Source organism: Streptomyces sp. NPDC050658 (genome assembly GCF_044457025.1).
In the GTDB taxonomy this organism is placed as follows: Bacteria; Actinomycetota; Actinomycetes; order Streptomycetales; family Streptomycetaceae; genus Streptomyces.
In genome coordinates, this window is sequence record NZ_JBITGM010000002.1 from 746,650 (window position 1) to 768,852 (window position 22,203).

Genomic DNA, 22,203 nt, shown 5'->3' on the forward strand with positions numbered 1-22,203 from the left:
ATGGCGCTCCCCGCCGTCACGCCGTACCCGATGCCCGCACCCGACGAGCTGCCCGACAACCGTGTCGCGTGGACCGTCGACCCGCGGCGGGCGGTGCTGCTCGTGCACGACCTGCAGAACCACTTCCTGACCGCGTACACCCCGGACACCTCGCCGACCACCGAACTCCTGGCGAACGTCGGGACGCTGGCCAAGGCGGCCCGCGCGGCCGGCATGCCCGTCCTGTACTCCGCGCAGCCGGGCGGCCAGTCGCCCGAGGAGCGGGGACTCCAGCAGGACTTCTGGGGTCCCGGACTGCCGGACGACGAGCACGCGAAGGCGATCGCGGGCCCGGTCGCGCCGGAGCCCGGCGACACGGTGATCACCAAGTGGAAGTACAGCGCGTACGTCCGCACCGACCTCGAGGAGCGGATGCGCGCCGCGGGCCGGGACCAGATCGTCGTCGTCGGCGTGTACGCGCACATCGGCGTCCTGATGACGGCGTGCGACGCGTGGATGCGGGACGTCCAGGCGTTCGTCGTCGCGGACGCCGTCGCGGACTTCTCGCGCGAGGACCACGACATGGCGCTGCGCTACGCGGCAGGACGGTGCGCGGTCGTCACCACCACCGACGCGGTTCTGAAGGGGATCTGATCATGGCGCTCACTGTGGACATCATCCGGGGCGACGTCGCGGACGTGCTCGGCGAGGACCCGGCCGACATTCCCGTCGACGAGAACCTGGTCGACTACGGCCTGGACTCGGTGCGCATCATGGCGCTGCTCGAACGCTGGCGCCGCGACCACGAGATCACCGCGACCTTCGTGGACCTGGCCGAGCAGCCCGCCATCGAGGCCTGGGCGCCGATCCTGGGAGCCTCGGCATGAGGCTCACCGCTGCCCAGTCGGGCATGTGGTTCGCCCAGGCGCTGGATCCCGGCAGCCCGGCCCAGAACACGGCCGAGTGCCTGGAGATCCATGGGCCGATCGACCCGTCGCTGTTCGCGCAGACCTTGCGGCAGGTGGTGTCCGAGGCCGACGCCCTGCGCATGCGGGTCATCGAGGGCGCCGACGGGCCGAGCCAGTTGGAGGTCGCCGAGCCGACGCTGCCGCTGAAGGTGCGGGATCTGCGGGCCGCCGCGGACCCGGACGCCGAGGCGCGGGCGTGGCTGCGCGAGGATCTGGCCGTGCCGTTCGACCTGGCGGCGGGTCCGCTGTTCGCGCACGCGCTGCTCCGCGTCGGGGACGAGCGGTGGCTCTGGTACCAGCGGGTCCACCACATGGTGATGGACGGCTTCGGCTACTCGCTGCTCGCCCGGCGCACCGCGGAGATCTACACCGCGCTCGCCGCGGGCGAGACGCCGTCGGAGAGCCCGTTCGGGCGGCTCGCGGACCTGGTCGACGAGGACGCCGGCTACCGCGCGTCCGAGACGTTCGAGAAGGACCGCAGGTACTGGAACGAGGCCTTCTGCGACCGTCCCGACGCGCCGAGCCTGGCCGGGCGCACCGCCCTGCCGTCCCGCACCTTCCACCGCCGCACCGCCCGCCTCTCCCCCGAGGCGACCGCCCGGCTGCGGGAGTCGGCGACGTCGATGCGGGCGACCTGGCCCGAGGTGCTCGTCGCCGCGCAGGCGCTGTACATGTCGCGGGCGACCGGCTCGGCCGAGGTGGTGCTCGGCCTGCCGATGATGGGCCGGATGGGTTCGGTGGCCCTGCGCGTGCCCGGCATGGTGATGAACGTGCTGCCGCTGCGGCTCACCGTCACCCCGCAGGCGACCTTCGCCGAGCTGACCCGCCAGGTCGTGCTCGGCATCCGCGCCGCACGGCGCCACCAGCGCTACCGGTACGAGGACATCCGCCGCGACCTGGGCCTGCTCGGCGAGGGCCGTTCGCTGGTCGGCCCGCTGATCAACGTGATGCCGTTCGACTACGGCCTGACCTTCGCGGGCGCCCGCACGGACGCCCACAACCTGTCGGCGGGCCCGGTCGACGACCTGACGGTCAATGTCTACGACCGCGCCGACGGCAGCGGACTGCGCATCGACTACGACGGCAACCCCGCCCTGTACGGGGAGGACGAACTCGGCGTCCACCAGGCGCGGTTCCTAGAGCTCCTGGAGCGCATCGCCGAGGCCGGACCGCATGAGCCGCTGGCCTCGCACACCATCGCCCGCCGCTCCGAACAGGCCCTGGTCGTCGAGGAGTTCAACGCCACCGCGCGTCCGGTGCCGCCCACCACGCTGATCGGCCCGATCGAGGCGCAGGCGGTCCGCACGCCCGACGCCACGGCCCTGGTCTTCGGCGAGCAGGAGCTGACGTACGCGGAGCTGAACGCCCGCGCGAACCGGCTCGCCCACCATCTGATCGAGATCGGCGTACGTCCCGGAGCGCTCGCCGCGGTGGCGGTGCCCCGCTCCCTGGACCTGGTGGTCACGCTGCTCGCGGTGCTCAAGGCGGGCGGCGCCTATCTGCCGCTCGACCCGGACTATCCGGCGGACCGGCTCGCGTACATGCTGGGCGACGCCGAGCCCGCCTGTGTGATCGCCGACCACGCCGGGCGGGTCCCCGCCTCCGGCGTCCCGCTCGTCGCCCTCGACCGCCTGGACACCGCGCCGTACGGGACCTATGACCCTCCGCGCGCCCTCACTCCGCACCACCCCGCGTACGTCATCTACACGTCCGGTTCGACGGGCCGCCCCAAGGGTGTCGTCGTGCCGCACTCGGCGATCGACAACCGGCTGCGCTGGATGCAGCACGAGTACGGACTCGCGCCGGGCGACCGGGTGCTGCAGAAGACTCCGTCCGGGTTCGACGTGTCGGTGTGGGAGTTCTTCTGGGCGCTGCGGGCCGGCGCGACGCTCGTCGTCGCCGAGCCGGGCGGCCACAAGGACCCGGCATATCTCGCGCGCGTCATCCGCGAACAGGGCGTGACCGTCTGCCACTTCGTGCCGTCGATGCTCCAGGTGTTCCTCGCCGAGCCGGCCGCGGCACAGTGCACGGGTCTGCGTCATGTCTTCTGCAGCGGTGAGGCGCTGCCGCGCGAGACGGTGCGTGAGTTCGGGCGCGTCCTGGACGGCGTACCGCTGCACAATCTGTACGGCCCGACCGAGGCTGCCGTCGATGTGACGTACCACCCGTGCGTCACGGACGCGTCGGGCCCGGTGCCGATCGGCAGGCCCGTCTGGAACACCCGTCTGTACGTCCTGGACGCGGCGCTCCAGCCCTGCCCGCCCGGCGTCCAGGGCGAGTTGTATCTCGCGGGCACCCAGCTGGCGAGCGCGTATCTGGGCCGCCCCGAGCTGACCGCGACCCGTTTCGTCGCCGACCCGTACGGACCGCCCGGCACCCGCATGTACCGCACCGGCGACCTGGCGCGCTGGACCGAGAGCGGCGAGATCGAGTATCTGGGCCGCACCGACCACCAGGTGAAGCTGCGCGGCCTGCGGATCGAACTGGGCGAGATCGAGGCCGGGTTGGCCGCCGATCCGGCGGTGTCCGCGGCCAGCGTGCTGGTGCGTGAGGACCGTCCGGGCGACCAGCGGCTCGTCGGGTACGTCACCGCCGACGCCGGAACCGTCCCCGACCCGGAGGAGCTGCGGGCCCGGCTCGCCCGGACGCTGCCCGACTACATGGTGCCGGGCGCGATCCTCGTCCTCGACGACTTCCCGCTCAGTCCGAACGGCAAGCTGGACCGGCGCGCGCTGCCCGCCCCCGCCTTCGAGGGCTCGGCGGACGGCGGCCGGGCGCCCAGCGGTCACCGCGAGGAGACCCTCACGCGGCTCTTCGCGGAGATCCTCGGCGTGCCCAGGATCGGCGTGGACGACGCGTTCTTCGACCTCGGCGGCACCTCGCTGCTCGCCGCACGGCTCGTCGCACGGGTGCGTGACACGCTCGGCGCCGAACTCACCATCGGCACACTGTTCCAGGCGCAGACCCCGGCGGCGCTCGCCGCCCATCTGGACGCGGGCCACCGCGAGGCGGACCACGCCCTGGACGTGCTGCTGCCGCTGCGCGCGGGCGGCGACCGCACCCCGCTGTTCGCCTTCCACCCGGCGGGCGGCATCAGCTGGTGCTACTCGGGCCTGCTCTCCCGCCTCGATCCGGGCCAGCCGGTGTACGGACTCCAGGCGCACGGTCTGCACGGCGAGGGTCAACTCCCCACCAGCATGGAGGAGATGGCCGTCGAGTACGTGGACGCCCTGCGCGGCGTGCAGCCGCACGGCCCCTACCGGCTGCTCGGCTGGTCGGTCGGCGGTGTCCTCGCGCACACCGTCGCCGTACGCCTCCAGGAGGCGGGCGAGGAGGTCGAGTTGCTCGCGCTGCTCGACGCCTATCCGTCCGACCAGTGGCGCGACTCCGCGATCCCCGCGGAGGCGGACGCCCTCACGGCACTGCTCCGGATGGCCGGTTACGACCGGACGGACGAGCTGACCCGCGACGACGTCCTCGCCACGCTGCACCGCGAGGGCAGCGCGCTCGCCGGTCTGCCGGACCGGACGCTGACGGCGGTGATCGACATCGTGGTCAACAACGCCCGGCTGATGCGCGAGCACGACCACCGGCCGTTCGACGGCGACGCGCTGTTCTTCACCGCGTCGGCGCCGCGCGCCGAGGACTGGCTGACGCGGGAGGCCTGGGCGCCGTACATCAGCGGCGAGGTCGACAACCACGACGTGGACTGTCTGCACCCGGAGCTGACCCAGCCGCGCCGGCTCGACGAGATCTGCGCGGTGCTCGCCACCCGTCTGAAGGAGCTGGACCACGCATGACGAACACACCCGGCCCCTTCGACCCGGCCGACACGGACGATGCCGCGGCGCCGACCCATCTGGTCCTGGAGAACGCGCTCGGCGAGCACTCCCTGTGGCCGGTCTTCCGCCCGGTGCCCGAGGGCTGGCAGGCCGTGTACGGCCCCGAGCCGCACGGCCGCTGCCTGGCCCACCTCCAGGAAGCGCCCGCGTGACGGAGATCCAGCTCGTCCGCCCGGCCCCGCTCGACCTGTCGGTACTCGACAGCGGTGAGCGGCGCCGGGCGGCGGCGCTGAGGCGCACCGCCGACCGTGAGCTGTACGCGGCGGCGCACACCGCGCTGCGCCGCACGCTCGGCGCCCGACTGTCGGCGGACCCGGCGGCGGTGGACCTTGTGCGGCTGCCGTGCCCCGGCTGCGGCGGTCCGCACGGCAGGCCCGCGGTGGCCGGTGGCGCGGGCCCGCACTTCTCGCTGTCGCACACGGACGGACTGGCCCTGCTGGCCTTCGCGGACCGGCCGGTGGGCGTCGACATCGAGCGGGTGCCCGCGGCGGACGTGGTCGACGACGTGGCGGCGGCGCTGCATCCGGCGGAGCGCGCCGAACTGGCCGCGCTCCCTCAAGCGGTACGCGCGATGGCCTTCGCCCGCTGCTGGACCCGCAAGGAGGCGTGCCTCAAGGGCACGGGCGAGGGACTTGCGGGCGACGGGATACGGACGCTGCACGTGGGGACGGGGTCCGTTCCGGTGCCCGTGCCGGGCTGGACGGTGTCGGACGTGGCCGTCCCCGACGGCTACGCGGCGGCGGTCGCCGTCGCCTCGGCGCCCAGCAACCCGACGAGCCCGTCGGCGAGTTCGGTGCGCCAGCAGAGATAGTCGTGCCCGCCGTTGTACTCCCGGTACACGGCGTCGTCGTAGCCCTTCTCGCGCAGAGTCGCCCGCAGCCTGCGCATCGCGGGCAGCGCGACCCACTCCTGTTCACCGGCCGACAGCCAGAAACGGACGGGCAGTTTCTCGCTCGCTGCGAGGCGCCCGGTGAGCCACTCGGAGCTTTCGAGGTCGGGGCCGTCGGGCCACCAGAATGACCCCGACTGGGCAAGGACCCGGCCGAACCTGCCGGGTGCGGCGAGCGCCGCGTAGGCGGCAGTGAGGCCGCCGAGGCTCTGGCCCGCGACGACGGTGCGTGCCGGGTCGTCGGTCAGCGGCAGCCGGGCGGCGGCCCAGGGCAGCAGTTCGCGCTCCAGAAACCCGACGAACCGTTCGTTGCAGGCCAGTTCGGCCCAGCGCTGGTCGGCGCCCATCGACTCGGGGAGCAGCGCGACGAGCGGCGGAACGCGGCCGTCGGCGATGAGATTGTCGAGGAGCGCCGCGACATCGAGTCCCGGCTGCCACATCTCGCCGTCCATCAGGACGAGGACGGGCAGGTCGTGCCCGCCGGCCCCCGGCGGTTCGTAGACGTGCACGGGCCGTTCGTTGCCGAGCAGTTCGCTGCGGACGGTGCGGGTGGTCACCGTGCCGCGCGGGACGCCGTCGCGCCGCTGCCAGTCGTCGCCGCGCGGGGCGCCCGGCAGCTCGACGTACGAGACCGGGTCACCGCCCCAACGCCGGGTCAGGGTGCGGGGGTTGAGCGGGTCGCCCTGCTGTCGGCCGCGCAGCCAGGGCCAGTACGCGGCGTCCTCGCCCGGGCCGTCGCCCTCGTCCACGCAGAGGCTGTAGGTCGCCCGCCAGTCGGCGCGCATCCGGATCGACCAGTGCCAGATGTCCGTGCCGGGCACGCGCTCCATCAGATTGCGCGGCAGATCACGCGGGTCGACGATCTTGTTGGGCAGGACGAGGACGGCACGCGTCGCCTCGCTCCCGCGCCAGAGGAAGGTCACCACCCGGTGGTCCGGGTCGCCGGCCGGATCGGGCTCGACGACCGGCGATCCGCCGTCCTCCCGTACGGCGTCCCAGAAGCCGCCCCGCCCCACGGCACGCGCCACCCAGGCACTGGCCGCGCGCTCGACGGGCTGCGGCCGCGCGATGCGGGGCGGCCGGCGGGTCGTCCCGGCGGGCGGTGCGGTCAGCGGCATGGAAGGGCCTCCAGAAGTCGATAAGGGTGACCTTACTTGAGAGCCGCATCCCCTGGTCGGCCAGGGCCCGGCGTACATTGCCGCCTATGTCGATACCGAACCCTCCGCAGCCGGGCCCTTACCAGCCGAACCCCAATCCGTACCAGCAGCCTCCGGGCACGGTGTCGCCTCAGCCCTACGGCCAGCAGCCCGGCCCGTACGCCCAGCAGCCGGGCCCCTACGGGCAGCAGCCGGATTCCTACGGCCGGCCGCCCGCGCCGCCCACCGCCCCGCGCAAGCCGACGCCCGGCTGGGTGTGGGGAATCGGCGGTGCCGTCGTCGCCTCCGCACTCTGGGCGGGAGCGCTCTTCGCGACGGGCGGCCTCGGCTCCGGCAGCGGCGGTGACGCGGACCTCGCCGGTTACGCCTACGCGAAGAACCTCTGCGACGCCACGAAGCTGGAGGCCTTCCAGAAGGAGTACGAGCTCGACACGGACTCCACCGCGACCACGCACTACGGCTCACGGCAGAAGGGGCTCGACCAGAGCTACTGCAGCCGCAAGCTCAAGGACCCGGAGGCGGACGCGGACTCGTACGCGAGCACGTACGTCTACTCGACGGCCGTATGGCACAAGGCGACCGACCCGGAGGGCGAGTTCGCCTCGGAGTGGAAGGCCTACGAGGACCAGTCGCAGAAGACGTACGGCTACACGACCAAGGCCGTGAGCGGCATGGGCGACGAGGCCTACCTGGTGACCGAGAAGAGCGGCACCGACAAGGACTCGCTGACCAGCATGACGCTCGCCGTGCGCGAGGGCTGGTTCACGATCCAGATGCACTGGAGCTCGTACGGCGCCCCGGACGACAAGGCCAAGCAGCCGTCGGCCGCGGAGGTCGAGCAGATGCTGAAGACGGACGTCGGCACCGCGATGGACTCCCTCAAGGGGTGAGCCGAGGCTTCCTCAAGGAACGCCTCAGGGGCGCGGCCAGGGGCGGCGCTCAAGCCGCTCGATGTCGGCGTTGAACCGCTGGAGGAAGCCGGCGAACGCGGCCACTTCCTCCGGCGACCAGTCGCTCAGCACCTTCTCCAGCCCCTGGGTGTAGTCGGCGCGGTCCGCGTCGAGTTGCTGCTCGCCCTCGGCGGAGATGCGGAACTTGCGGGCCATGCCGCCGTCGGGGTCGGGGATGCGCTCGACGAGTCCGGCGCGCATCATCGCCGCGGTCTGCCGGTTGAGGGTGGACGCGTCGAGGCCGAAGGCCTCGCTGAGCTGACCGATGGACATCGGTCCGTCCATCTGGATCCTGCTCAGGACGACGTACGCACTGCGGTCCAGACGCCCGCCGGTGGCGCGCGTACGGGGGTTGTACAGGTGCGAGTGCCGCCCGAGCAGCATCGTCTCGAATTCAACTCGTCGAACGGGCTTTTCCATCTGCACATGATGCATCGTAGGTCGAGTATGCATGATGCACTCGATATGTATAGTGCACATCATCGTGCGCTTGGCCTTCGCCGCGCAGAGCCCAAGGAGAAGCCAGTGGTCAGAACCGAGCCCGAGGTGCGTCCGGGGCGCATCGTCGGCGTACTCGCCCTCGCGGGCATCGTCGCCGCGGTCATGCAGACCCTGGTGGTGCCGCTCATCGGCGATCTGCCGGGCCTGCTCGACACCTCCGCGTCGAACGCGTCCTGGGTCGTGACGGCCACGCTTCTGTCGGCGGCGGTGGCGACTCCCGTGGCCGGCCGGCTCGGCGACATGTACGGCAAGCGCCGGATGCTGCTCGTCTCCGTGGTGCCGCTCGTCGCGGGCTCGGTGGTCTGCGCGCTCTCCTCGTCCGTGGTGCCGATGATCGTCGGCCGGGGTCTGCAGGGCCTGGGCATGGGCGTCGTCCCGCTCGGCGTGAGCCTGCTGCGCGATGTGCTGCCGCCGGAGCGGCTCGGCTCCTCCATCGCCCTGATGAGCGCGTCCATGGGCGTGGGCGGCGCGCTCGGTCTGCCGTTCTCGGCGGCCGTCGCGGAGAACGCCAGCTGGCGCGTGCTGTTCTGGGTCGCCGCCGCGCTGAGCCTGCTGGTCGGCGTCCTCGCCTGGCTGTTCGTGCCGGCGGGCCGGGTCGGCGCCGCGTCCGGACGCTTTGATCTGCTCGGCGCGATCGGCCTCGGGACGGGCCTCGTCTGCCTGCTGCTCGCCGTGTCCAAGGGCTCCGACTGGGGCTGGGCGAGCGGCACCACGCTCGGCCTCTTCGCCGCCGCCGTCATCGTGCTGCTGGCCTGGGGCGGCTGGGAGCTGCGCAGCGCCGAACCGCTCGTCGACCTGCGCGTCACCGCACGCCCGCAGGTCCTGATGACCAACGCGGCCTCGGTGCTCGTCGGTTTCGCGATGTACGCCCAGTCGCTGGTCGTACCCCAGTTGCTGCAACTCCCCGAGGCCACCGGCTACGGACTCGGGCAGTCGATGATGGCCATGGGCCTGTGGATGGCCCCGGCGGGCCTGATGATGATGGCCCTCGCCCCGCTCGGCGCCAAGCTCTCGGCGGCGCGCGGCCCCAAGGTCACCCTGACCGTGGGCAGCCTCGTCATCTCCGCCGGCTACGCCTCCTCGCTGCTGCTGCTCGGCTCCACTTGGGGGCTGCTCGCCGTCACGATCGTCTGCAACGCGGGCGTCGGTCTCGCGTACGGGGCGATGCCCGCGCTGATCATGGGCGCGGTGCCGCAGGAGGAGACCGCGTCGGCCAACAGCTTCAACACCCTGATGCGTTCGATCGGCAGCTCGGTCTCCGCCGCCGTGATCGGCGTGGTCCTGGCCCAGCTGACGACGGACTTCGGCGGCCACCTCCTGCCGTCCGAGAACGGCTTCCGCGTCGCGATGCTGCTGGGCTGCGCGATGGCCCTCGCGGCGGCTGCCGTCGCCTCCCTCATTCCCGTACGGCCGTTGAAGCCGGCGCCCGATTCGACCGACACCGGTACGGAACCCCAGCCGGCATCGGAGGCCACCGCATGAGCACCCAGAACTTCACGGACCACGCAGTCGTCGTCACCGGAGCCGGTTCCGGCATCGGGCGGGCCACCGCGCTCGCCTTCGCCGGAGAAGGCGCGAAGGTCCTCGTCGCCGACCTGAACGCCGAGGGCGCCGCACGCACCGCCGCCGGCATCGAGGCCGGCGGCGGCACGGCGGTCGCGGTGGTCGGGGACCTCAGTGAACAGCGGGTCGTCGACGAGGTGGTGGCGACCGCGCTGAAGGCGTTCGGCGGCATCGACGTGCTGGTCAACAACGCCGGGATCATGGACAGCATGTCGGCCGCTGCCGATGTGACCGACGCCGAGTGGGAGCGGGTCCTGCGGATCAACCTGACCGCCCCGTTCCTGCTGACGCGGGCCGCGCTGCCGCACATGCTGGCGGCCGGGCGGGGGTCCATCGTGTTCACCGCGTCCGAGGCCTCGCTGCGCGGCAGCGCCGCCGGGGCCGCGTACACCGCCTCCAAGCACGGCATCGCGGGCCTGACCAAGTCCCTCGCGGTGACGTACCGGAACAAGGGCATCCGCGCCAATGCGATCGCTCCCGGCGGCACGATCACCAACATCCAGGTCGACGCCGACCGGGACGCGCTCGGCCCGCAGGCGCTCGGCGCGTACCTGGGCAACGTGGGGCAGCCCGCCCCGGCCGAGACGCAGGCCGCCGCCGTCCTGTTCCTCGCGTCGGCCGCGGCCCGCAACATCAACGGGGTCGTGCTGCCGGTGGACGGCGGGTGGTCGGCGGTCTAGCATTTCGGCGACTGTCACCCGAGTCGCCTTTCGTCTGTACGCGGATCGTCCTCTCGTCTGTACGCGGATCGTCCTTTCGTCTGTACGCGGATCACTCTCTCGTTTGTGCGCGGATCGTCGTCCCGAGTTCCGAACGGAGTCGCCCGTGGTCGTGACAGTGCCTCAGGAACACGCTGAGCACGGCGAATTGCTCCCCTCCGTCTACGGCCGCTTCGCCCGGCAGGCACAACAGCGTCCCGACGCACCCGCCCTCGTCCAGGACGGCGTCCGGATGACGTTCGGGGAGCTGCACTCCCGAGCCGTCCGGCTGTCCGGGGCACTCCGCGACCGCGGAGTCGGCCCCGAGCAGCCGGTCGGGCTCCTCGCGGAACGCTCGCCCGCACTCGTCGTCGGGCTGCTCGCCATCCTCCGCGCGGGCGGCGCCCATGTGCCGCTCGGCACCGATCTGCCCCCGGAACGCCTCGCGTTCATGGTGCGCGACACCGGAATGAGGATCGCCGTCACCGATGCCGACCACCAACACCTGTTGCGGCAGAGGGACTTGGGCGCGGTGTTGCTGGATGAGCACTCCGCCCCGTCGGCTCACGCGACCCCGGAGCCCGCTGAACCGGACCCCGCCCGCCTCGCCTACGTGCTCTACACCTCCGGCTCCACCGGACGTCCCAAAGGCGTGGCGGTCGAGCACGCGGGTCTGTCGAACTACGTCCACTGGACGGTGTCGGAGTTCTCGGCGGGACGACCGGTCAACGCGCTGCTGCACACGCCGCTCAGCTTCGACTTCTCCCTGACGAGTCTCTTCCTGCCGCTTGTCACCGGCGGCACCCTGCACCTCGCGCCGCCGCACCAGGAGGCCGAGGATCTCGCGACGGCCGTCCAGAATCCCGCCCTCGACCTGGTACGTCTGACTCCCTCGCACATCGAGATGCTGCTCGCCCGGCTCGGCGACCGGCAGGGGCTGCCCGGACCGCGCCAGTTCGTCGTGGGCGGCGAGATTCTTCGGGCGCGTCACCTCACGGCGCTCCGGCGGCTGTTCCCCTCCTCCGTCGTCTACAACCACTACGGGCCGACGGAGACCGTGGTCGGCCGCTGCTTCCTCCGCCTCGACGAGGCCGCCGGGTTCCGCGCCGAGGACTACGCGCCGGACGACCCGCTGCCGATCGGCCACCCCATTCCCCGCACCCGCCTGACCGTCGACTCGGGTGAACTGGTCATCAGCGGTACGGGGATCGCCCGTGGCTATCTCAATCTTCCGGAGGCGACCGAGCGGGCGTTCAGCACTCTCGGCGGTGATCGCGTCTACCGGACAGGTGACCTGGTCCGGCTGGACGCGCAGGGCCGTCCGGTCGTCGTGGGGCGGGCCGACGGTCAGGTGAAGATCCGCGGCCACCGCGTCGAACTCACCGAGATCGAGGCCCTGTTGGGCGCGATGGCGGGTGTGCGTGCGGCCGCGGTGGTGAAGGCGTCCGAGCCGGGGAATCTGCTCGGCGCCTTCGTCGTCGCGAACGGCAGCGGTCCTGCGGGCATCGACACGGGACGGCTGCGCGCCGAACTCGCCCGCTCCGTCCCGCCGTACATGATCCCCGCACACTTCTCGGTCCTCGACGAACTGCCCCTCACCCGGCACGGCAAGCTCGACCGCCATGCCCTCCAGTGCCTGCTCCAGAAGGAGGCTCAGAGGCCCGACACCCGCACCGACACGGCAACCCACACAACCGACAGCGGAATCGACGAGCCGCTGCGCACGCTCTGCGCCCTGTGCGCACGCGTCCTCGGCGTGCGCGAAGTCCGGCCCGGCGACAACTTCGTCGACCTGGGCGGGGATTCGATCACCGCGATGCGGCTCGCCACCGCCTGCCGGCGGGAGGGCATCGCCGTACGCAGCGTGCGCTTCCTCATGGCGGAAAGCCTCGCGGACGTGCTCCGCCCGGCAGAGGTCAACGGCGCCCGCTGAGCAGGACCATCTGGCCCGCGACCGTCGGGTCCTGTGCCACCCGGTCCCGGTCCAGCTCGGCCAGGCGCGCCAAGTGGTCGGCGTCCGTCCCCGCCGCGCCGGACCCCGTCACCAGCCAGTCGGGGAAGGTGCAGAACGGCGTGGCTCGGGCATCGCCGAAGCCCGCCGCCGTGAACTCCGCGCGGAGTTCTTCCCGGTCGGTCAACCGCGCCCGCAGATCGGCCATTTCCCCCGGCGAATAGAAGGACAGGAACGACTGGAACCGGCACTCCGGGTCCCACGCGCTCGCCACCAGGAGTCCGCCCGGCCGCAGCGTCCGGTACGCCTCGGCGAGGAAGCGCTCGCGCTGGGCCGCCGACAGATGGTTGACCGTGCCCATCATGCAGGTGACGAGGTCGAAGGAGCCGTCACGGAAGGGCATCGCGGTGCCGTCGGCGACGGCGAACCGGCGCGCCCACCGCTCGTCGACGCAGGCGTGAATCCCCGCGTCGCTGAGATCGATCCCGTACGAGCGCACCCCGTACCGGTGCAGGACCTGCGGATAGCGCAGGGTGCCGCTGCCGACGTCCAGGGAGGTCGCCACCGCCGACGGGTCCCCGACGGCGGTGAGCAACTGGACCAGTTCCAGGCGCTTCTTGGCGCTGTCGTGCACTCCGGTGTGGTCGAACTGGACGTAGAACAATGCGTCGTACGCGGTGATCCGGGAATCGGACGTCTCCAGCAGGCCGCGCGCGTCCAGGTCCCTGACCAGCGCCGTGGCGGGCGAGGAGGGCGCGGCCCCGGCGGCCGGGCGAACGCCGGACCGGCAGATCTCGTGGCGCTGCCAGGCGTCCTCGTACGTGGCGTCCCACGCGAGCAGCGTCTCGAAGCGGCCGGCCGCCTCGGCGTGCCTGCCCTGCTCCTGGAGGGCGCGGGCACTGTCGTACAGGAGACGCCTTCCGTCGTCGCCGGGGCCGCTCCGTGCGGCCTGCTCATAGGCTATGGCGGCTGCCGCGTCCGCCCCGACGCGGTGGAAGCACTCTCCGGTCAAGTACAGGGCTGTGGCGCTGAGTCGTGCGTCTGCGGCGGCCGACTGGAGCAGCGTGATCGCCGCGCGGTGCTCCCCCGTGTCGGCCAGCGCGCGGCCCGCTTCGAGCGCGGCCCCGGCGTCATGCCGCAGCGTACGGGCGTCCTGGAGCGCGATCCGGGCGACGGCCTCGGTGACGGTGTCCGGGGGCAGCACCGCACGGTCCGCGAGCTGTCGCAGCCGTCGTACGGCGAAGGGCGCGGAGCCCATGCCGAGGTACAGGTCGGCGGCGTGCCGCGCGGTGCCGGAGTCCGCGGTCCCCAGCAGGTCCCGCTCCTTGTCCAGGAAAGCGAGGATCTCGGCCTCGGTGAGCAGGGGCCGCAGCCCGTACACCGTGCCCTGCTCGGTGCCGGCCACGACGACGGAGCCGTCGGGAGCGGCGGCGATCGCGGTGACCGGGCCGTCCAGCTCCGTCTCGTCCAGGACGATGCCGTCCAGGGTGAGGGTGAGGCGGGCGCCTTCGGCGGTGATGTGGCCGTCGCCCTGCGCCGGGAGGAGATCCTCGGCTTCGGGCGCGGGCGGGGGTGCGGCGGCGACCGGTCTGCCGCTGAGGTCGAGGACGAGGGGGCCACCGGAGCCACCGGAACCGCTGGAGCCGCCGGAGTCTTCGCGTGCGTCCAGGACGATGCGGTCGCCGTCCCGGAGGGTGCGCAGCCCCCGGACGGGTGCCCCGTGGAGGTGGGTCCAGAGCGTCTTCATCGGGCGGCCGCCTTCGCTTCCGGGCCATCGGTCAGGGAGGTGAGGGCGCGGAGGAAGCCGCCGATCAGCCCGGTCATGGTGGCTTCGTCGAACAGCTCGGTGCTGTACTCCAGGAAGCCGGTGATCTCGCCCTCCGCGCACGGCGGGTCGCCCCCGTCCCGCACGTCCTGGTTCTCCTGGAGGACGAGCGCCACGTCGGACCTGGTGGTGTCGAGGCCGACGGGCAGCTCCGCGATCCGCAGCCCCGGCAGTTCCATGCCGGGCCGTCCCGGCGTGTTGTTCAGCACCAGCTTGCTCTGGAACAGCGGGCTGTGGCGGCGGCTGCGGGGCGGGTTGAGCGCCTGCACGACGCGCTCGAAGGGCACGTCCTGGTGGCTGAGCGCCTCCAGGACGGTGCCGTGTACCTTTCCCAGCAGTTCGAGCCAGGTCGGTTCGCCTGCGAGGTCGACGCGCAGCACCAGCTGGTTGACGAAGAAGCCCAGCATGTCCTGCGTCTCGGGGGCGGTCCGGCCCGCGACATCGGTGCCGACGGTCACCTCCCGTTCGCCGGTGTGGGCGCACAGGGCGGCGCCGAGCGCGGTGAGCAGTACGGCGAAGGGAGTGGCCCCCGACTTCCGGCACAGTTTCCTGATCCCGCCCGCGGTGTCCGCCGGGATCGTGACGGGGAGCAGTCGGCCGCTTCCGGTGGGCCGGACGGGGCGCGGATGGTCGGTGGACAGCAGGGGCAGCTCCGTGACGCCGGCCAGTTTCCGCTTCCAGTAGGCGAGTTGGGTGTCCAGATGGCCGTCGTCGAGGAGGCGTCGCTGCCATGCGGCGTAGTCGGCGTACTGGACCGGCGGTGCCTCCCGGTCGGGCTCGCGGCCTTCGGCGAGGGCCGTGTAGAGCGCGGCGAGGTCGGCGTTGAACAGGCCCAATGACCAGCCGTCGTGCACGATGTGATGCAGCGACAGGAGCAGGGCATGGTCCTGCGGGGCCAGCCGGACGAGATGGACGCGGAGCACCGGCCCCGCGGCCAGGTCGAAGGGGCGGTGGTACTCCGCCTGCACCAGCCGCGCCAGCTCCGCGTCGCGGGCGCCCTCGGGCAGGGCGGTCAGGTCGATCACCGGGAACGGCACCGGCTCGGGCGGCCCGATCTCCTGCCGGGGCACGCCGTCGGGCGCGGTGATCACGGTCCGCAGCACCTCGTGCCGGGCGACGAGCGCGTCGAGGGCCCCGGACAGCGCCACGGGGTCGAGCGGGCCGTGGATCCGGTCGAAGACCGGCACGTTGTACCGGGGGTCGCCGGGGTTCAACTGGTCCATGAACCAGAGGCGTTCCTGGGCGCACGAGGCCGGCAGGACCCCGGTGCGGGGCACGGCGGCCAGCGCAGCCGGCGGCGCGGAACCGGCCTCGGTCTCGGGCTCCCGCAACTCGTCGACGCGGGCCGCGAGTTCGGCGAGGGTGCGGTGGTCGAACGGGGCACGGGCCGGAAGCGCGACGTCCAGCCGCTTGCGCAGCCGGAAGACGACCTGAAGCGTGAGAAGCGAATGCCCGCCGAGGCCGAAGAAGTCGTCGTCGGGCGTGACGTCGCCGCAGTCCAGCAGCTCGCGCCAGACCTCGGCGACCACCTCCTCGGTGGCGGTGAGCTCGCGGGTGGCCACGGTCCACGCGGCCCGCTGCACGACCTCCGGATCGGCGGCGAGGCGGCGCAGCTGGGTGCGGTCCGTCTTGCCGTTGGCGGTGAGCGGCAGCTCGGGCAGCGGGACGTAGTGCGCGGGCACCACCGGCTCGGGCAGCCAGCGCCGTACGTGGGCGTCGACGTCCGGGATCGTCACCGCGCAGGCGCGGCGCCAGTGCGGGTCGTTGGTGTGCCGCCGAGCGTCGAAGGGCTCGGCGGGCGGCATGGCGACGACGCGTCCGGTGGCGGGGGCCGCCGAGCCGCCGGTGTCCCTGTCCGTGTCGCGGCGTACCAGGATGACGTCGTACGCGCCGTCGGGGCGGCCGTCGAGCCAGCTCAGCTCCACCTCGTACGCGCACCGGTCCGCGAGGTCCCACCAGTCCTGGGGCGCGCAGCCCTGCAGCGACAAGGCGCTTGCCCTGGCCCGGAGTTCACCCACGGAGGAGGTCGGCGCGCGGTCCGCGATGAGGTCGCGCAGGGCGAGCGCCCCGGCGATCCGGGCGTTGGGCACGCCGGTGAGGACGAGCCGGGCGGGCTGCTCGCGCTCCAGCAGGCGCAGGGCCTCGTCCGGTGCGAGGGGCGATGCGGCCCAGTCGAGGACGGTGGCGGGGTGATCCGGCTCGGGCGGCTTGGGGCCCACCGTGAGGACGACGTCGTAGCGGTAGTGGCTCAGCTCGTTGTCGTCGCGACCCGGTTTGGGCAGGACGTGGACCCGGCCGATCCGGGGCCAGTGGGCGGCGAGTTCCCCGAACAGACGTGGGTCCACGCAGAGTTCGGGGTCGAGGGCGCTCTGCCGGCTGATCCGGGAGCGCAGTTCGGCGACGCGCATGTTCGCGGGCGCCCGGTGCACCTGGACGGAGGTGTGGAACAGGTCGAGCAGCGGCAGGCTGCGCAGATCGCCGAGGAAGATCCGGCCGCCGTCGGGCACCGCGTCGACGGCCTGGCGCAGGACGTCCAGGAGGTAGTCGGCGGAAGGGAAGTACTGGGCCACCGAGTTGAGCACCATGGTGTCGGGTGCCGGGTCCCCCGGTGCCGTGGCGATGCCCCGGTGCGCCGGCGCCGCGCGGACCTCGACCCGGCCGGGCGGCAGGTCCATGGCGGCCACCGTGCGCCGTACGTAGGAGACGGCGGGGTCCGAGACGTCCGTGGCCCGGTAACTCTCGCAGTCGGGGGCCAGGTTGAGCAGGATCATGCCGGTGCCGCTGCCGATCTCCAGGACGTTGCGGGGCCGCAGTGCCCGGATGCGGTGCAGCGTGCCGTCCAGCCAGCCGCGCATGTGGTCGGCGTCCAGGGGCCTGCCGGTGTAACTGCTGAGCCAGCCCGCGAGGTTGAACGACCCGTCGGGGTCCTCGGACTGCTCCCCATAGGTGGTCTCGGACAGCTCTCCGTAAGTGGTCTCGTACAGCTTGCGCCACTCGTCGACGCGGTCGCCGTCCCAGTTCCGGTCGCTCCGCGTCTCGGAGCGCAGCCGGACGAAGGCGACGATCCGTTCGTCGCCGGGAGCGCCGCCCACCACCTCGACGGCACAGTCCCGCACCTCGGGATGGCTGCGCACGGCGGCCTCGACCTCGGCGGGTTCGAGCCGGTGGCCGCGCACCTTGACCTGCTCGTCGCGGCGCCCCAGATACTCCAGGTCGCCGCCGGGCAACAGCCGGACCAGGTCCCCGGTGCGGTACAGCCGGGCGCCCGGCACGGTGCCGAAGGGGTCGGGCACAAAGCGCTCGGCGGTGAGCGCCGGGCGCCGCCAGTAGCCCTGCCCCACCCCGGCGCCGCCGACGAAGGCCTCACCCGGCACGCCGACCGGCACGGGGCGCAGCGCATCGTCCAGTACGTGGACGCGGACATTGGTGATGGGCCTGCCGATCGGTACGGGGCCTCCGGTCGCAGCCCCCGGTGCGCCGCCCGCCTCGTACGCCGTGCACGCCACTGCCGTCTCCGTGGGCCCGTACTCGTTGACGATCCGGAGGCCGCTCGTCCCCGCGCGCAGTGCGGACAGGGCGTCCTCGCTCAGGGCCTCGCCGCCGAGGACGACCGTACGGACGGGCAGCGAGAGGGGTCCGCCGTCGGCGGACTGCTCCAGGAGCCTGAGGTGCGAGGGCGTCAGTTTGACGAAGCTCAGGTCGGCGGCGTCGGTGAGCAGCGAGCGGAGTGCCGCGTCGGGTGTGCCGTCGGCGGCCGGGGCGGCGGGGAGCAGCACGCGCTGCCCGGCGAGCAGCGGCGCGAAGACGCTCGTGACGGTCAGGTCGAAGGCGAGCGGCGAGTGCACGGGGACGCCCGCGCCGTCTGCCACGGCGTAGTGATCCCTGGCCCACAGCAGGTAGTTGACGACGTTGCGGTGGGTGAGCAGGGCGGCCTTGGGGCGGCCGGTGGAGCCCGAGGTGAACATGAGGTAGATCAGGTCGTCCGCCGACACCCGGACGTCCGGGGCGGTGGAGGGCCGTCCAGCCACGGCGTCGGCTTCGGCGGCCGTCCGGACGACGCGGGCACCGGCCGGGTCCACGCCGTCCGGCAGCCCGTCGCAGACGACGAGGACGGCGGCCCCGCTGTCGGCGAGCAGTGCGTTGGTCCGGGACGGCGGATGGGCGCGGTCGAGCGGGACGTAGGCGGCGCCGGTCTTGAGGATCGCGAGCAGTGCGGTCACGGTCTGGGGCCCGTGGTCCATCAGGACGGCCACGACGGCTCCGGGCCGTGCGCCGTGGTCCCGCAGATGGTGGGCGAGCCGGTTCGCCGCCGCGTCGAGTTCCGCGTACGTCATGGTGTGTCCGGCCCCGGCCCCGGCCCCGGCCCCGGCCCCGACCCCCTCCCCGGACACCGCGACCGCGACCGCCACCGCCACCGCGTCGGGCGTGCGGGCCGCCTGGGCGGTGACCAGTTCGTGCAGCGGGGTCGCGCAGGTATCGGTGCCGGTGTCGTTCCACTCGTGCACGATCCGCCGCAGTTCGCCCGCGGACAGGACCGGCAGCGCGGAGAGGCGGCGGCCGGGGTCGGCGGCGACGGCGGAGAGCAGCTCGACGAGGGAGTCGCAGAGCCGGGCCACGGTGCCGGCGTCGAAGAGGTCCGTGGCGTAGTCGACCAGGCAGTCGAGGCCCTCGTCGGTCTCCAGGATGTTGAAGTCCAGGTCGAAGCGGCAGGACTCGGTCGCCGTGTCGAGCAGCGTCACCGCCAGGCCCGCGGGCTCACCGGTCACGGGCGGTGTGTTGTGCAGTGTGAAGTTGACCTGGTACAGCGGGTTGCGTGCGAGGTCGCGCTCGGGGAACAGGCCGCGGGCGATGAGGTCCACCGGGACGTCCTGGTGGGCGTGCGCGTCCAGGCAGGTCCTGCGCACCCGGTCCAGGTGTTCCGTGAAGCCGGGGTCGTCGTCGAGGCGCACCCGGAACAGCACCGAGTTGGCGAAGAACCCCACCAGGTCGTGCAGGGCACTCTGCCGCCGGTTGGCGACCGCACCGCCGATGATCATGTCGTCCTGGCCGCTGTAGCGGTGCAGTACGGCGGAGAGCGCGGCGAGCAGCGTCATGTGGAGGGTGGCGCCGTGCCGCGTGCCCAGTTCGCGCAGCGCCTTGGTCAGCGCCGGGTCGACCAGGAACGCGTGGGTGGCGCCCCGGTGGCTCTGGACGGGCGGCCGTGGCCGGTCGGTGGGCAGGTCGAGCCGGTCGGGGGCGCCGCTGAGGTGCGCCTCCCAGTAGGCGAGCTGCCGCTCGGCCTCCGTGCCGCCCTCGCAGGCCGCCTCCCAGCGGGCGTACCCGGCGTACTGCACCGGCAGCGGCGGCAGCGGGCTGGGCAGACCGAGCGTGAACGCCTCGTACAGCGTGGTCAGTTCGCGGCCGATGACGGCGAGGGACCAGCCGTCGACGAGGACGTGGTGGAAGACGGTCAGGAGCACCGACTCCTCGGCGGACAGCCGGATCAGCCGGAACCGCACGGGCGGGGCGTGCGGCAGGTCGAAGGGGACGCCGTGCTCGGCGGCGATGAGCCGCTCGGCCTCCGCCGCGCGCCGTGCGGGCGGCAGTGCGCGCAGGTCGACGACGGGCATCGGGACGGGAGCGGCGTCCCGGACGCGCTGTACGGGGACGCCGTCGGCCGTCGGGAAGACGGTGCGCAGGATCTCGTGCCGTGCGGTGATCTCGTTGAGGCAGCGGTGCAGCACGGCCGGGTCGAGGCGGCCGGTGAGCCGGAACGGGTTCACGCTGGTGTAGGCGGAGTTGGCCGGCTCCAGTGCGCCGAGGAAGAGGATGCGGCGCTGCGCCGACGACACCGGTGCGTCGCCTTCGGCCGGCTCGGCGAACAGGCTCAGCGGCGGGGTCATGCCGCGTTCGCGCAGCTGCCGCAGGAGTTGGGCCCGCTGCTGCGCGGTGAGGTGGTGGATCCGCTCGGCGAGATCGGCCTCAGGCATGGTCCTCCTGTCGCTCCAAGGCGGCCACGAGCGCGGCCAGTTCGTCCGTGCCGCCGCCGGACCCCGCGGTGTCCTTCGCGGCGGCGATCGCCTCGGCGAGACCCGCGGGTGTCGGCAGGCGGAAGAACGCGTCGAGGGTGACGTCGGCGCCGTACTCGTCCTGGACGCGGGTGACGAGCACGGTCGCGAGCAGCGAATGGCCCCCGTGCTCGAAGAAGTTGTCGTGCCGTCCGATGCCGGTGCGGCCGAGGAGTTCCTCCCACAGGGCGGCCAGCGCCTGCTCCACGGGTCCGACGGGTGCGCTGTGCTCGGCGGGCGTGGGGGCGGCGACGGCTTCCTCCGGCGAGGGCGCGGCGCCGAGGCTGCCGTCCCCTGCCGAGCGCACCGCGATGCCGGTCGGCCGCGCGGGGTCGTCCGGCCGGTCGCGGCGGAAGAGTTCGCCGACCGCTCCGCGCGGCGCGGGGTGGCCGTAGGGGTCGCGGACGGTCAGGACGGCACCGGCGGGCAGCTCCGCGATGGCCGGTTCCCGGCGCAGCTCCTCGGTCAGTGCGTCGGCGGGGTACGCGGCTTCCTCGGCCAGCGGGATGTCCCGTACCGCGCGGTCAGGCCGGTCGGCGAGCTCCCGCAGCGCCCGCTGCCAGGCGTCGCCCAGGGCTGCGACCGTCTCCGCGTCCCACAGGTCGGGCGAGTAGTCGAGGGTCGCCGCGAGCCGGCCCGCCGTGTTCGTGACGGTGCACACCAGGTCGAAGGTGGTGACGGCACCGGCAGGCTCGCGCATCCGGATGCGCAGTCCGGGCGCGGACAGGTCGCCGTCCTGCTCGGCGATCATCTGGAACACCACCTGGAACAGCGGGTTCCGGTCGGCTCGGCGCGCCCCGCCCTGTGCGGCGACCAGCCGCTCGAAGGGCAGTTCCTGGTGTTCGTACGCGTCGTGGCAGGTCTCGGCGGTGGCGCGCAGGACCTCGCGCAGGGTGTGGCCCTCGCGGACCGGGGTCCGCAGCACCACCATGTTCACGAAGGAGCCGATCACGTTCTGGGTCTCGGGGCGGGCGCGGCCCGACGTGGTGCCGCCCACGGCGAGGTCGCTCTGGCCGCTGTAGCGGTGCAGCGCGACATAGAACCCGGCGAGCAGCGCCATGAACGGGCTCGCGCCCTCCTCGCGGCCCAGGGCGGCAAGTCGCTCGGCGAGGTCGTCGTGGAGCGGGACGGTGTGTGCCCGCCCCTCGTAGGAGAGCTGCGCGGGGCGCGGCCGGTCGGTGGGCAGGGCGAGTTCGGCCAGGTCGCGGATGCGTTCGCGCCAGTGGGCCAGGAGCCGGTCGTGGCCGCCGGTGGCCTCGGCGCGCTGCTGCCAGGCGGCGAAGTCGGCGTACTGGAGGGGAAGTTCGGGCAGTCCGTCCGGGGTCCCGGTGGCGGCTGCCTCGTACAGCGCCGAGAGTTCCCTCAGGAAGAGATCCAACGACCAGGCGTCGGCCACGATGTGATGGAGCGTCACCAGCAGCACCGACCGCTGGTCGGTCAGCCGGAGCAGCGTGGTCCGCAGCAGCGGTACCCGCCGCAGGTCGAAGGGCTCGGCCTCCTCCTGACTGGCCAGGTCGGCGACCAGTTCCCGCTCGTCCACCGGGGCGCCCCGCGCGAGCAGGGCGCGCAGATCGACGACGCGCAGCGCGGGCTCCTGCTCGGTGACGATCTGCTTCAACTGACCGTCCATGACCCGGAAGCAGGTCCGCAGGCTCTCGTGGCGGCGGACGCAGCCGCGCACCGCCGCGTCGAGGGCCGCCACGTCGGTCTCGCCGCTCAGATCGAGGACGCGGGCGACGGTGAACACCCCGGCCCGGTCGGCGAGTTCGTCGAGGAAGTACATCCTCGACTGGGCGTAGGAGGCGTCGCTCACCAGGGCGGACCCGGTCATGC

14 protein-coding genes are annotated in these 22,203 nt (G+C 72.9%); 9 read left to right on the top strand and 5 right to left on the bottom strand.

All coding sequences use genetic code 11. The features are described from left to right. The 5 genes from ACIBKX_RS10180 to ACIBKX_RS10200 are packed head-to-tail and all read left to right on the top strand — an operon-like array spanning position 1 to position 5,600. Entirely contained in the window at positions 1-633 is a 633-nt protein-coding gene (locus ACIBKX_RS10180; RefSeq protein WP_363271412.1) for an isochorismatase family protein, read from the top strand. A 2-nt stretch (positions 634-635) separates the two neighbouring features. Then, positions 636-866, top strand: coding sequence for a phosphopantetheine-binding protein (locus ACIBKX_RS10185; protein ID WP_363271413.1), 231 nt, complete (start codon positions 636-638; stop codon positions 864-866). Then, the gene (locus ACIBKX_RS10190; protein ID WP_363271414.1) at positions 863-4,747 is read left to right on the top strand and encodes an amino acid adenylation domain-containing protein; all 3,885 of its coding nucleotides are present in this window, start codon (positions 863-865) and stop codon (positions 4,745-4,747) included. Before ACIBKX_RS10185 ends, ACIBKX_RS10190 begins: the two co-directional genes overlap by 4 nt. Next, entirely contained in the window at positions 4,744-4,941 is a 198-nt protein-coding gene (locus ACIBKX_RS10195) for an MbtH family NRPS accessory protein (protein WP_363271415.1), read from the top strand. Before ACIBKX_RS10190 ends, ACIBKX_RS10195 begins: the two co-directional genes overlap by 4 nt. Next, the gene (locus ACIBKX_RS10200; RefSeq protein ID WP_363271416.1) at positions 4,938-5,600 is read left to right on the top strand and encodes a 4'-phosphopantetheinyl transferase superfamily protein; all 663 of its coding nucleotides are present in this window, start codon (positions 4,938-4,940) and stop codon (positions 5,598-5,600) included. The genes ACIBKX_RS10195 and ACIBKX_RS10200 overlap by 4 nt, the downstream gene beginning before the upstream one ends. Here the strand turns inward: ACIBKX_RS10200 and fes are convergent. Then, positions 5,519-6,796: an enterochelin esterase gene (gene fes / locus ACIBKX_RS10205; protein WP_363271417.1), complete on the bottom strand. Its 1,278-nt coding sequence runs from the start codon at positions 6,794-6,796 to the stop codon at positions 5,519-5,521. The two genes, ACIBKX_RS10200 and fes, sit on opposite strands and share 82 nt — an antisense overlap. Before the next feature lie 86 nt (positions 6,797-6,882). Here fes and ACIBKX_RS10210 point away from each other — a divergent pair, with 86 nt between their 5' ends. Continuing rightward, on the top strand, positions 6,883-7,725 hold the full coding sequence (locus tag ACIBKX_RS10210; protein ID WP_363271418.1) for a hypothetical protein: 843 nt from the start codon (positions 6,883-6,885) through the stop codon (positions 7,723-7,725). 24 nt (positions 7,726-7,749) lie between these two features. Here the strand turns inward: ACIBKX_RS10210 and ACIBKX_RS10215 are convergent, their stop codons facing one another. Then, positions 7,750-8,205 carry a MarR family transcriptional regulator gene (locus ACIBKX_RS10215; RefSeq protein WP_363271419.1) on the bottom strand — a complete coding sequence of 152 codons (456 nt, stop codon included), beginning with the start codon at positions 8,203-8,205 and terminating at the stop codon, positions 7,750-7,752. Between the two features lie 105 nt (positions 8,206-8,310). On the opposite strand from ACIBKX_RS10215, the gene ACIBKX_RS10220 reads away from it, so the two are divergent. From ACIBKX_RS10220 to ACIBKX_RS10230, 3 genes are all read left to right on the top strand, one after another. Next, a complete protein-coding gene (locus ACIBKX_RS10220) occupies positions 8,311-9,768 on the top strand; it encodes an MFS transporter (RefSeq protein WP_363271420.1) in 1,458 nt (485 codons plus the stop codon). Next, the gene (locus tag ACIBKX_RS10225) at positions 9,765-10,529 is read left to right on the top strand and encodes an SDR family NAD(P)-dependent oxidoreductase (RefSeq protein WP_363271421.1); all 765 of its coding nucleotides are present in this window, start codon (positions 9,765-9,767) and stop codon (positions 10,527-10,529) included. Before ACIBKX_RS10220 ends, ACIBKX_RS10225 begins: the two co-directional genes overlap by 4 nt. A gap of 151 nt (positions 10,530-10,680) precedes the next feature. Continuing rightward, positions 10,681-12,480 carry a non-ribosomal peptide synthetase gene (locus ACIBKX_RS10230; RefSeq protein WP_363271422.1) on the top strand — a complete coding sequence of 600 codons (1,800 nt, stop codon included), beginning with the start codon at positions 10,681-10,683 and terminating at the stop codon, positions 12,478-12,480. Here ACIBKX_RS10230 and ACIBKX_RS10235 read toward each other — a convergent pair. The 3 genes from ACIBKX_RS10235 to ACIBKX_RS10245 are packed head-to-tail and all read right to left on the bottom strand — an operon-like array spanning position 12,464 to position 22,201. Next, positions 12,464-14,245, bottom strand: coding sequence for a class I SAM-dependent methyltransferase (locus ACIBKX_RS10235; protein ID WP_363271423.1), 1,782 nt, complete (start codon positions 14,243-14,245; stop codon positions 12,464-12,466). The two genes, ACIBKX_RS10230 and ACIBKX_RS10235, sit on opposite strands and share 17 nt — an antisense overlap. Next, positions 14,242-20,292 carry an amino acid adenylation domain-containing protein gene (locus ACIBKX_RS10240; protein ID WP_363271424.1) on the bottom strand — a complete coding sequence of 2,017 codons (6,051 nt, stop codon included), beginning with the start codon at positions 20,290-20,292 and terminating at the stop codon, positions 14,242-14,244. The genes ACIBKX_RS10235 and ACIBKX_RS10240 overlap by 4 nt, the downstream gene beginning before the upstream one ends. After that, positions 20,285-22,201 carry a condensation domain-containing protein gene (locus tag ACIBKX_RS10245; RefSeq protein ID WP_363271425.1) on the bottom strand — a complete coding sequence of 639 codons (1,917 nt, stop codon included), beginning with the start codon at positions 22,199-22,201 and terminating at the stop codon, positions 20,285-20,287. Before ACIBKX_RS10245 ends, ACIBKX_RS10240 begins: the two co-directional genes overlap by 8 nt. Positions 22,202-22,203: the final 2 nt, after the last annotated feature.

What these genes read in the sequence shown, in the direction of transcription:
- ACIBKX_RS10180 (WP_363271412.1), top strand. Translation starts at nt 1, where the DNA reads ATGGCGCTCCCCGCCGTCACGCCGTACCCGATGCCCGCACCCGACGAG.
- ACIBKX_RS10185 (WP_363271413.1), top strand. Translation starts at nt 636, where the DNA reads ATGGCGCTCACTGTGGACATCATCCGGGGCGACGTCGCGGACGTGCTC.
- ACIBKX_RS10190 (WP_363271414.1), top strand. Translation starts at nt 863, where the DNA reads ATGAGGCTCACCGCTGCCCAGTCGGGCATGTGGTTCGCCCAGGCGCTG.
- ACIBKX_RS10195 (WP_363271415.1), top strand. Translation starts at nt 4,744, where the DNA reads ATGACGAACACACCCGGCCCCTTCGACCCGGCCGACACGGACGATGCC.
- fes (WP_363271417.1), bottom strand. Translation starts at nt 6,796, where the DNA reads ATGCCGCTGACCGCACCGCCCGCCGGGACGACCCGCCGGCCGCCCCGC.
- ACIBKX_RS10210 (WP_363271418.1), top strand. Translation starts at nt 6,883, where the DNA reads ATGTCGATACCGAACCCTCCGCAGCCGGGCCCTTACCAGCCGAACCCC.
- ACIBKX_RS10215 (WP_363271419.1), bottom strand. Translation starts at nt 8,205, where the DNA reads ATGGAAAAGCCCGTTCGACGAGTTGAATTCGAGACGATGCTGCTCGGG.
- ACIBKX_RS10225 (WP_363271421.1), top strand. Translation starts at nt 9,765, where the DNA reads ATGAGCACCCAGAACTTCACGGACCACGCAGTCGTCGTCACCGGAGCC.
- ACIBKX_RS10235 (WP_363271423.1), bottom strand. Translation starts at nt 14,245, where the DNA reads ATGAAGACGCTCTGGACCCACCTCCACGGGGCACCCGTCCGGGGGCTG.
- ACIBKX_RS10240 (WP_363271424.1), bottom strand. Translation starts at nt 20,292, where the DNA reads ATGCCTGAGGCCGATCTCGCCGAGCGGATCCACCACCTCACCGCGCAG.
- ACIBKX_RS10245 (WP_363271425.1), bottom strand. Translation starts at nt 22,201, where the DNA reads ATGACCGGGTCCGCCCTGGTGAGCGACGCCTCCTACGCCCAGTCGAGG.